This window comes from Streptomyces sp. NPDC048636 (assembly GCF_040650655.1).
Taxonomy (GTDB): Bacteria; Actinomycetota; Actinomycetes; order Streptomycetales; family Streptomycetaceae; genus Streptomyces.
The window spans coordinates 146,452-156,744 of record NZ_JBEZHR010000016.1; the positions used below are offsets into that span (position 1 = coordinate 146,452).

Here is a 10,293-nt window from a genome sequence, read left to right on the forward strand (position 1 = left end):
ACACGGTCAGGGGCGCGGCCGGTGGGGGCGGCGGTCGTCCGGGTCCACGTTCTCCAGCCGTACCGGTGGCAGGAACTCGGTCAGCAGGGTGCGGTGCCACCAGTCCCCACTGGCGCGCCGCTCCTGCCGGGTGGTGAAGCGGTACACATACAGCCGGGCGCGCACATGGGAGGGCGGGGCGTCGGGGAACGGACAGACCCGCAGCAGCTTCAGCGTCGCCCGGTCGTTCACCAGCAGCTTGGCCACCAGCGGGGAGAACCACGACCCGGCGTAGGCCGGTGAGATCCCGGCGAACCATATCATCCAGTCCAGCCGCAGATGGTACGGGGCGAACTGGCGCGGCATCCGCCGCACCTCACCCGGCTTGCCCCGGAACTCGTACTCCCGCCACACCGTGGCCGGGGTGATGACCGGTTCGTCGGTGCCCTCGATCACCACTTCCTGGCGGCTGCGGTTGACACTGCCGAAGGCCCCGTAGGTGTTGACCAGGTGCAGCGGATTGAAGGAGTAGTTCATCAGCTGACGGCCGGACAGCAGATTGCGGGCGGGCCAGTAGCTGAGCACCACCACCAGCGCGGTGGCCACCAGCACCACCCCCTGGTACCACACCGGGGGAGCGGCCGCTTCGGGCGGCTCGGGCAGCGGCAGCACCTCGGCCATCAGCCGGCCGTCGACCGCGGACAGGGCCAGCAGGATGGTCAGCCAGTTGAGCCAGGAGAAGTTTCCGGAGGCCACCAGCCACAGCTGGGTCAGCACGATGAGACCGGCGGCCACACCGGCGACCGGCTGCGGGGTGAACAGCGCCAGCGGCACCACCAGCTGCGCCACATGGTTGGCCGCCGTCTCCACCCGGTGCAGTGGCTTGGGCAGATGGTGGAAGTACCAGCTGAGCGGCCCGGGCATGGGCTGGGTCTCATGGTGGTAGTACAGACACGTCAGCTGCCGCCAGCACCGGTCGCCCCGGATCTTGATCAGTCCCGCGCCGAACTCGACGCGGAACAGCAGCCAGCGCAGCAGCCACAGGACGAGCACGGGTGGCGCGGTGTCCGCGTTGCCCAGGAAGACGGCGAGGAACCCCGCCTCCAGCAGCAGCGACTCCCAGCCGAAGCCGTACCACACCTGCCCCACGTTGACGATCGACAGATACAGCAGCCACAGCACCAGCCAGGCCGCCATCGCCGCCCCCAGCGGCACCCGGTCCGCCGCCCCCGCGAGCAACGCGGCCGAGAGCACCGCGCCCAGCCGGCCGCAGACACCGAAGAACCGGTCCGAGTAGTGCAGATGGAAGAGGCTGGGCGACTCCCGGAACGGCACCCGGGCCACAAAACGCGGCACCGGAGTCAGCCCCCGGGCACCGAGCAGCGCACGTCCCTGGCCGACCGCCACCAGAAAGGCGATCAGGTAGACGGCGGCCAGCCCCCGTTGGAACACCAGACGGCTCAGCCAGTAGTCGGTTGAGGTGAACCACTCCATGGGGGCCGCTCCTCGGGCCAGTCGCTGCCTCGGCCTGCGTGTATCCGTACCACCTTCGACGGGTGCCCACGGGACGCCGGGGCATGACCGTCCGGGAGTTCATTCGGTAGGGGGCCTAGGGGTGACCGGGGTTAGGGGTTATCCATGCCGCCCGCGGTACGTAGCGTCGGTGCACGGCAGCCATCCGGCGGCACACCGCTTCGCACGGCGTGCCGCGGACTGCCCACCCCGCACTCAGTGACCACAGCGACGGCGACGGCGGAGACCGCAGCGGTCGGGAGATCCAGATGACCGAGCACCCCGTCCGCCCCGACGATCCGCCCCCGGGGATCCTCGGCACCGGCGGGTATCTGCCGGCCGAGACCGTGTCCAACGAGCTGGTGGCCGAACGCGCCGGGGTGACCCCGGAGTGGATCCTCGCCAAGACCGGCATCCGCGGCCGCCGTTACGCCGCCGCCCATGAGGCCACCTCCGACCTGGCCGTCGAGGCCGCGCGTGCCGCGCTCGCCGACGCGGGTGTCCCCGCCACCCGGCTGGGCTGGATCGTGGTGGCCACCTCCACCCCCGACCATCCGCAGCCGGCCACCGCCTGTCTGGTGCAGCACCGGCTCGGCGCGGTCAACGCCGCCGCGTTCGACCTCAACGCGGTGTGCAGCGGCTTTGTGTATGCCCTGGTCACGGCCGCACGGCTGATCGACCCCGGCGGACCGGCCCGCTATGCCCTGGTGATCGGGGCGGACCTCTACTCCCGCGTCATCGACCGCGCCGACCGGCGCACCGCGGTGCTCTTCGGCGATGGCGCCGGGGCCGTGGTGCTGGGCCCGGCGCGCCCCGGCCGCGGACTGTGCGGGTCACTGCTGGAGAGCGACGGCGCCCACCACGAACTGATCGGGGTGGCCGCGGGCGGCAGCCGGGAACCGGCCTCGGAGAAGACGGTGGCGGACGGTCGCCACTTCTTCCGGATGCGTGGCCGGGAGGTCAGTGACTATGTGCTGTCCCGGCTGCCCCGCGCCGTCCACGACCTGCTCAAGGCAGAGCGCGTCGACCCCGGATGTGTCGACCACTTCATCCCCCACCAGGCCAACGGTGTGCTGCTGGCAAAGGCCCTGCCGGGGCTCGGACTGCCACGGGCGCGCACCCACCTGACGGTGGCCGAGCACGGCAACACCGGCGCCGCGTCCATCCCGCTCGCCCTCGACGACGCCAGGCGGCAGGGCCTGCTCGGCGATGGCGAACTGCTGCTGCTGGCCGGGTTCGGCGGCGGGATGTCGCTCGGCGCCGCACTCATCAGGTGGCAGGGCGACGGCGCCCGCGGTGCGTGAGAGACCGCACCGCCCGCCGACGCCCAGGACGTGAAAGGACCCATCGGCATGGCACACCACTTTCCCACCGTCGCGGTGTTCGGCCTCGGCACCACCGGCTCCCACCTCGTGGAGCTGCTGGTCCGCGGCGGCCGTCAGGTGATCGCCGTGGAGGCGGACGAGACGGCGCTGCGGCGCGGCCGCGCGCGGATCACCGGTTCCGGGGACGGCGTCGAGTTCACCACCGACCCGGCCCGGGCCGCGCGGGCGGCTCTGGTGATCGAGGCGCTTCCCGAACGGCTCGAGGCCAAGTGCGCACTGTTCGCCCGGCTCGACGCCGACTGCCCGCCGCACACCGTGTTCGCCACCACGACCACCGGACTGTCGGTGACCGAGATCGCCTTCGGCGCGCGACGTACCGACCGCACGGTGGGGCTGCATCTGTTCCCGCTGGGCCCGGTGCGCGAGGGCGCCGCCGTGGAGGTGGTCGGCACCCCGCTCACCGGCGCCGCGGTCCTGGCCGACATCGGGCAGCTGATCCATGACCTGGGGTGCGTCCCGGTGCCGGTGACCGATCGGCCGGGGTTCCTCGGGGGCGCGCTCACCCTGGCGTACCTCAACGACGCCGTCACCATGTACGAGCGGCGCTACGCCTCGCGCGACAGTATCGACACCGCCATGACCCTCGGCTGCGGACTGCCCCGCGGACCGCTGGCTCAGCTGGACGAGATGGGTCTGGACACCGCGCACGACACCCTGGAGGCGCTGTACGGGCGGACCCGCGACCCGCGTTACGCCCCCGCGCCCACCCTGACCCATATGGTCGCCGCCGGTCTCACCGGCCGGAAGGCCGGGCGTGGCTTCTACGCCTACGGGGCGGGCGACACCGCCCCGGGCGGCACCGGCGGTGGCCCGGCGGCGACCGCACCGTCCCGTCCGGTGCGGCGGATCGGTGTGGTGGGGTCGGGCACGATGGCCGTCGGTATCGCGGAGGTGTGCGCGCGGGCGGGCCTTCCGACGGTGCTGGTGGCCCGCGGTGAGCTGCGGGCGAAGGAGGCCAGGGCCGCCGTGGAGCGGTCGTTGGAGCGCGGGGTGCGGCGCGGCAAGCTGGCGCCGGAGGTGCTCGGCGCGTCGATGGACCGGCTGGCGACGGGGTGCGCGATGGACGCGCTGCGCGACTGCGACCTGGTCGTCGAGGCGGTGGCGGAGGACCTCGCCGTCAAGCGCGCGGTCTTCGCCGGTCTGGACGCGGTGTGCCGACCGGGCGCGGTGCTCGCCACCTCGACCTCCAGCCTGCCCGTCATCGAGTGCGCGATGGCCACGAACCGGCCCGAGGACGTCGTCGGCATGCACTTCTTCAACCCGGCTCCAATGATGAGGCTGGTCGAGGTGGCGCATACGGTGCTGACCTCCCCGGAGGCGCGGGGCACGGCCCACGCGGTGGCCGCGGCGCTGGGCAAACGCGCGGTGGACTGCCCGGACCGCGCCGGTTTCATCGTCAACGCCCTGCTCTTCCCCTATCTCAACAGGGCGGTGGCGATGCTTCAGGAAGGCGGGGCGACGGCGGAGGAGATCGACACGGTGATGACGGCCGGACAGGGCTACCCCATGGGCCCGCTGCGGCTGCTGGACATCATCGGGCTGGATGTGTCCCTGGCCATCCAGCGCACTCTGCACCGCACCTTCCGGGAGCCCGAGTTGACCCCCGCCGCCCATCTGGAGCGACTGGTCCACGCCGGTCACCTGGGGCGCAAGGCCGGTAAGGGGCTGTATCCGCACGACGGCTGAGCCGCGTCCGGCCGGATCCGCCCCCTTCCCCGGCGGGCCGGCGATCCGGCCGAGCACGGCGTCGGCGCGTCCCGCGGACACCCCGCGGGACGCGCCGATTCGGCATGTCCAGGAACCGTGGCAAGGCCATGGAACATGCCATGGGAATAGTCCTGAGGTGGCCCGTGCTCCAGGAATTCAGCGATACCGGAATTGAGAAGCCGAGCACCCTCGGTTTATTGCTAGGGAATTCCGGGCGAATCGTTTCTTGTTACCACCGGCAACGGACATAAGGATCGCATTACCGAGCAAATCGGGCAAATGAGTGTTCGAACGGCGTTCCTCCAGCTCACCCTATCCGTGATCGAGTACTGATGGAGTCAAGGATGGCGCCGAATGTTCAGGGGTCGCCCTAGGGGCTCTCGTGTATGCTGGCCATCTCTTGCAAATGCCCACGTGAACGGGGGTGATGCTCGGTTAATCAAGCCTCTGTCGACTCCGGTGGCATTGATGTAACCGGGGTGGAGATGATCCATCAGCGCCGATATCCGGTGACCACCGGACGCTCCGGCCAGAATTAGTAATTCGTTAACGGTGATTTTACGTGCGGCCATGGTGGCGTAGCTGGCAGGCGTATAGCTTGCCGGGAGGCGTTGAGCTGACGTGTGCAATGCTTCGCGTCGCATTCGGGGGTGCGAGCAGTGGTCTTTTCATTTGCCAGAGCTAGGCAATTCGACGCACAATTCGAAAGGCTTCGGAGGGTATTTTCCCGATGCCTGTCCGGCGAGGCGGGCATTGTCCTCGTCGAAGGTGGCGTGGGCTGCGGCAAGACCCATGCCCTCGAAGCCGTCACGACTCATGCCGCGAAGGCCGGGGCCCTCGTCCTCAAGGCGTACGGCTCGTCGGCCGACCCCGCGCCACTCGGCACCCTGCGCCAGCTCCTCGACTCCCCGCGGCTGCCCAAGGCCACGGCCGACCGGCTGCGCCGGGCCCTCGACCACGGCGCCCTCGGCGCCGCGGGACTCCTCGAAACCGCAGGCGGCGCCACCCCCGGCGTCCCCCTGACCCAGGTCCAGGGAGCGCGTGAGTTCCGCGCCGCGCTCTATGAACTCGCCTCCCGCGAGCCCGTGGTGATCTGTGTCGACGAGCTCCAGTTCGTCGACCGGCTGTCGCTCCAGTACCTGCTGTACCTCGCCACCCGCTCCCACGCCGCGAAGCTGCTCATGGTGTTCGCCCAGGCGACGGACAGTGAGCAGAAAGACGCCATCTTCAATACCGAGCTGCTCCGCCAGCCCAATTTCCAGCGGCTGCGCCTGGAACGGCTGTCCTGGGAGGAGACGGCACGGTTGCTCACCACCCGCCTGGGACTCCCGGATTCAACTGATGTGTCCTACAACTGGTATGAGGTCAGCGGCGGTAATCCGTTGTTGCTACGCGCGCTGATGGACGATTACCGCACCGCGGGAGTGCCGCCACGGCCAAGTCGCGCAGTCGAGCCCATGGTCGGGGATATGTTCGTCCAGGCCGTGCTCACCTGTGTCTACCGCAGCGGTCACACCGTCTCCCGGCTCGCCGAGGGCATCGCCGTACTCGGCGCGTCCGCCTCCCCGGACCTGCTCGCCCGGCTGCTCGGCCTCGGCCCCGCGGGCATCCAGCGCGGAGTGGCCGCCCTCACCGGCGCCGGTCTCATCGACGGCCTCGCCTTCCGCCACTCCTCCGTCGAGGCGGCCGTGCTGGAGGACATGGACCCCGGCATCCGGCTGGACATGAACCGCAGCGCCGCCGTACTGCTGCACCAGGGCGGCGGGGCCACCCTCGCCGTCGCCCGCCACCTCCTCGCCGCCCACTGTGCCGACGAACCCTGGGCCGTGCCCCTGCTGCGCGACGCCGCACAGCAGGCCCTCGCCGAGGACGACGCGAAACTGGCGGTGGCCTGCCTGGAACTTGCCTACGCCGCCTGTGACGACGAGGAGTTGCGGGCGAGCATCCGGATCGGCACCGCCGGCATCATGTGGCGGCTCAACCCCTCCGCCTCCGAACGGCTGCTGGAGGAACCCCTCGCGGCACTGCGCGCCGAGCGGCTCCCCGCCTCCCATATCGGGCGGCTGATCGAGCTGTTGCTCGCCCACGGCAGGATCGAGGAGGCGCGCGGCGCCATCGGCCGCCTCAAGGCCGTCATGAGCGGTACGGCCCCCACCAACCTGTCCCAGTTCCGGATGACCGCCCGGTGGGCCCAGGACTCCGGCCCCCAGGACTCCGGCCCCCAGGACCCCGCCGCCCCGGAACGCGGCTCCGGCAGCGCCACCCGGCCCGGCACGGACGGCGGGGCGTTCCGCGCACCGGCGCGCTCCCGCAGGCCGTCCTCACTGTCCACCATCACGGCCGCGTTCACCGGCTTCTTCGGTGGCGGGGAGCGCGAGGAGTCACCCGTCGCCGCCGCCGAAAAGGTGCTCGAGGTCTCCCCGCTGACCGACGCCACCTTCGAGCCCATCGTCAACTCGGTGAACGCGCTGGTGTACGCGGGCCGTCCGGACAAGGCCGCCCCCTGGTGCGATTCGCTGATGGACGAGGCCGAGCGGCGCCGGTCACCGGGGTGGCGGGCCATCTTCGCCTCGATCCGGGCCGAGATCGCGCTGCGGCAGGGCAATCTCGTCGAGTCCGCCGCGTACGCCACCACCGCACTGGACATCGTGCCCGGCCGGGACGGCAGCGTCTTCATCGGCGGCCCGCTGGCCAGCCAGATCCTCGCCTACACCGCGATGGGCAAGTATGACGCGGCGGCCCGCCAGCTCAGCCGCCCGGTCCCCGAGGCGCTGTTCCGCTCCATCTACGGACTCGGCTACACCCGCGCCCGGGGCCGCTACTACCTGGCGACCAAACGCTTCAACGCGGCGCTCGGCGAATTCCTCATGGCGGGCAAGCTGGCCCAGCACTGGGAACTCGACCAGCCCGCGCTGCTGCCCTGGCGTTCCGACGCCGCCGAGGCGTGGCTGGAGCTGGGGGAGCGGGAGAAGGCGGCGACCCTGGTCTCCGAACAACTCTCCCGGACCGGCGTGGGCGACCCCCGGGTCCGCGGCGTCTCCCTGCGTTTACTGGCCGCGGCGGGAGATCACGAGCAGCGCTCCCGGCTGCTCGGCCAGGCGGTGGAGGAACTCCAGTGCTCGGGCGACCGCTTGGAGCTCGCGCGCGCCCTCGACGACCTCGGCGGCGCCCTGCGCACCTCGGGCGACCACGGCAGGGCCCACGCCATCATGAGCCGGGCCTGGCAGATGGCCAAGGAGTGCGGTGCCGAGGAGCTGTGTGCCCGGATCCGGCTCGACTCCGGACTGGATCCCGGAGACCCCCGGCAGGTGGTGCAGACGGTGCGCGGGCCGCTCGGCGCGAAGACGGCGGTACCCGCGTCCCTGGGCTCCAAGCTCAGCGAATCCGAGGCGCGGGTAGCCGCCCTGGCGGTGGACGGCTACACCAATCGCGAAATAGCGGCCAATCTGTACATCACCATCAGCACGGTTGAACAGCATCTGACGCGGGTCTACCGGAAGCTGAATATCAGAAGCCGTCAGGAGTTGCCGTCCGCGCTGCGCGCGGAAGTCGATGAAATCGCCTGACTCAACACTACCGCCGGACCCTTCCGGGCGGCGTGCCGAGAGATATCGCAGGGGTGGCCGCACCACGGGGCCACCCCTGTCCCACATCTGGTTCCACACCACCCCTGAAAACACCCCTATCACTCACACCAAGCCTGGAACACCGGCACTCGGCGTTGCTAGTTTCTGGCCGTATGAAGGGCATAGTCCTCGCCGGAGGCAGCGGTACCCGACTGCATCCCCTGACCCACGCGGTGTCGAAACAGATCCTCCCCGTCTACAACAAACCCCTGGTCTACTATCCGCTGTCGGTGCTGATGCTCGGTGGCATCAGAGAAATCCTGATCATCTCGACCCCACTCCATGTGGGATTGTTCCGGGCGCTCCTCGGTGACGGCAGCCAGCTGGGCCTCACGATCGAATACGCCGAGCAGACCGAGGCCAATGGCATCGCCGAGGCATTCCTCATCGGCGCCGAGTTCATCGGTGACGATCCGGTGGCGCTCGTCCTCGGCGACAACATCTTCCACGGCCCTGGATTCTCGAAGATGCTCCACCACGAGGCGAGCGCGGTCGACGGCTGTGTGCTCTTCGGCTACGGGGTCAAGGATCCCGAACGCTATGGCGTCGGGGAAATGGACGAACACGGCCAGCTGATCTCCCTGGAGGAGAAACCGGCCCGTCCCAAATCCAACCTGGCGATCACCGGGCTCTATCTGTACGACAACGACGTCGTGGACATCGCCAAGAACGTCCAGCCCTCCGCACGCGGAGAACTGGAGATCACCGACGTCAACCGTGTCTATCTCGAACGCGGAAAGGCTCGGCTGGTCAGTCTGGGCCGTGGATTCGCCTGGCTGGACACCGGGACCCATGACTCACTGCTCCAGGCCGGGCAGTATGTACAGCTTCTGGAACAACGCCAGGGAGTGCGGATCGCCTGTCTCGAGGAGATCGCCTTCCGTATGGGCTTCATCGACGCCGTGGCCTGCCATGAACTCGGCGAGCAGCTGAGCAAGACGGACTACGGGCAATATCTCATGGACATCGCGGCCAATCACCGCTGAAGGGGTCTCCAGTGCGCATAGTTGTGACCGGCGGCGCGGGTTTCATCGGCTCCCACTTCGTCCGGCGGACGCTGACCGGGGCGTACCCGGCCCTGGCGGATGCCCAGGTCGTGGTGGTCGACAAGCTCACCTACGCGGGCAACGAGGCCAACCTCGCCGAGGTCGCCGACAACCCCCGGCTCCACTTCGTCCGCGGTGACATCTGCGACGGAGAACTCGTCGGAGAACTGCTGCGCGACACCGAGCTCGTGGTCCACTTCGCCGCCGAATCACATGTCGACCGCTCGATATCCGGAGCCGAGGAATTCGTGCGGACCAATGTGCTGGGCACCCACACCCTGCTCAACGCTGCGGCCAACGCCGGAGCGGGAAAGTTCGTCCACGTCTCCACGGACGAGGTATACGGCTCCATCGACAAGGGCTCCTGGACCGAGGACCGGCCACTGGAGCCCAACTCCCCCTACTCCGCGTCGAAGGCATCGTCCGATCTGCTCGCCAGGGCATTCCACCGCACCCATGGACTTCCCGTCTGTGTGACCCGCTGCTCCAACAACTACGGCCCGTACCAGTACCCCGAGAAGGTCATCCCGCTCTTCATCACCCACCTCATGGACGGCAAACGGGTACCGCTGTACGGCGATGGGGGGAACATCCGCGACTGGCTGCACGTGGACGATCACTGCCGGGGTATCGCCCTGGTCGCCGAGAAGGGGGAACCGGGTGAGGTGTACAACATCGGTGGCGGCACCGAACTGACCAATCTCGAACTCACCCAGCGAATCTTCGAACTGCTCGGCAGCGACTGGTCGATGGCCGAGAGCGTGCCCGACCGAAAGGGCCACGACCGCCGTTACTCGGTCGACATCACCAAGATCTCCCGACAACTCGGCTACCGGCCCGAGATTTCCTTCGACGACGGCCTCGCGGAAACCGCCAAGTGGTACATGGAGCGCCGCGATTGGTGGGAACCCCTGAAGAAGCGCTGACGGCTTCCTGAACGGATTCCCGGCTTCCAGGGCGCCGTTCCCGGGCCACCCCTATCCGCAGATTAGGGGTGGGAACGGTTAGGGGTAGTTGCGATGACTCCGGTCCCGATAC

Annotated in this window: 6 protein-coding genes; 5 read left to right on the plus strand and 1 reads right to left on the minus strand. The window is 69.3% G+C overall.

Annotated features, from left to right (window positions below):
* Positions 1-6: 6 nt before the first annotated feature.
* Complete coding sequence (locus AB0C66_RS31325) at positions 7-1,473, minus strand: lipase maturation factor family protein (RefSeq protein ID WP_362446188.1); 1,467 nt, start codon at positions 1,471-1,473, stop codon at positions 7-9.
* Positions 1,474-1,760: 287 nt separating this feature from the next.
* On the opposite strand from AB0C66_RS31325, the gene AB0C66_RS31330 reads away from it, so the two are divergent.
* The 5 genes from AB0C66_RS31330 (at position 1,761) to rfbB (ending at position 10,181) form a co-directional block, all read left to right on the plus strand.
* Positions 1,761-2,795: a beta-ketoacyl-ACP synthase 3 gene (locus AB0C66_RS31330; RefSeq protein ID WP_362446191.1), complete on the plus strand. Its 1,035-nt coding sequence runs from the start codon at positions 1,761-1,763 to the stop codon at positions 2,793-2,795.
* A gap of 48 nt (positions 2,796-2,843) precedes the next feature.
* Positions 2,844-4,562, plus strand: a complete 1,719-nt coding sequence (locus tag AB0C66_RS31335; RefSeq protein WP_362446193.1) for a 3-hydroxyacyl-CoA dehydrogenase NAD-binding domain-containing protein — start codon at positions 2,844-2,846, stop codon at positions 4,560-4,562.
* Positions 4,563-5,242: 680 nt separating this feature from the next.
* Entirely contained in the window at positions 5,243-8,149 is a 2,907-nt protein-coding gene (locus tag AB0C66_RS31340; protein ID WP_362446237.1) for an AAA family ATPase, read from the plus strand.
* A 173-nt stretch (positions 8,150-8,322) separates the two neighbouring features.
* The gene (gene rfbA / locus AB0C66_RS31345) at positions 8,323-9,195 is read left to right on the plus strand and encodes a glucose-1-phosphate thymidylyltransferase RfbA (RefSeq protein WP_362446196.1); all 873 of its coding nucleotides are present in this window, start codon (positions 8,323-8,325) and stop codon (positions 9,193-9,195) included.
* Between the two features lie 11 nt (positions 9,196-9,206).
* On the plus strand, positions 9,207-10,181 hold the full coding sequence (rfbB, locus tag AB0C66_RS31350; RefSeq protein WP_362446199.1) for a dTDP-glucose 4,6-dehydratase: 975 nt from the start codon (positions 9,207-9,209) through the stop codon (positions 10,179-10,181).
* Positions 10,182-10,293: the final 112 nt, after the last annotated feature.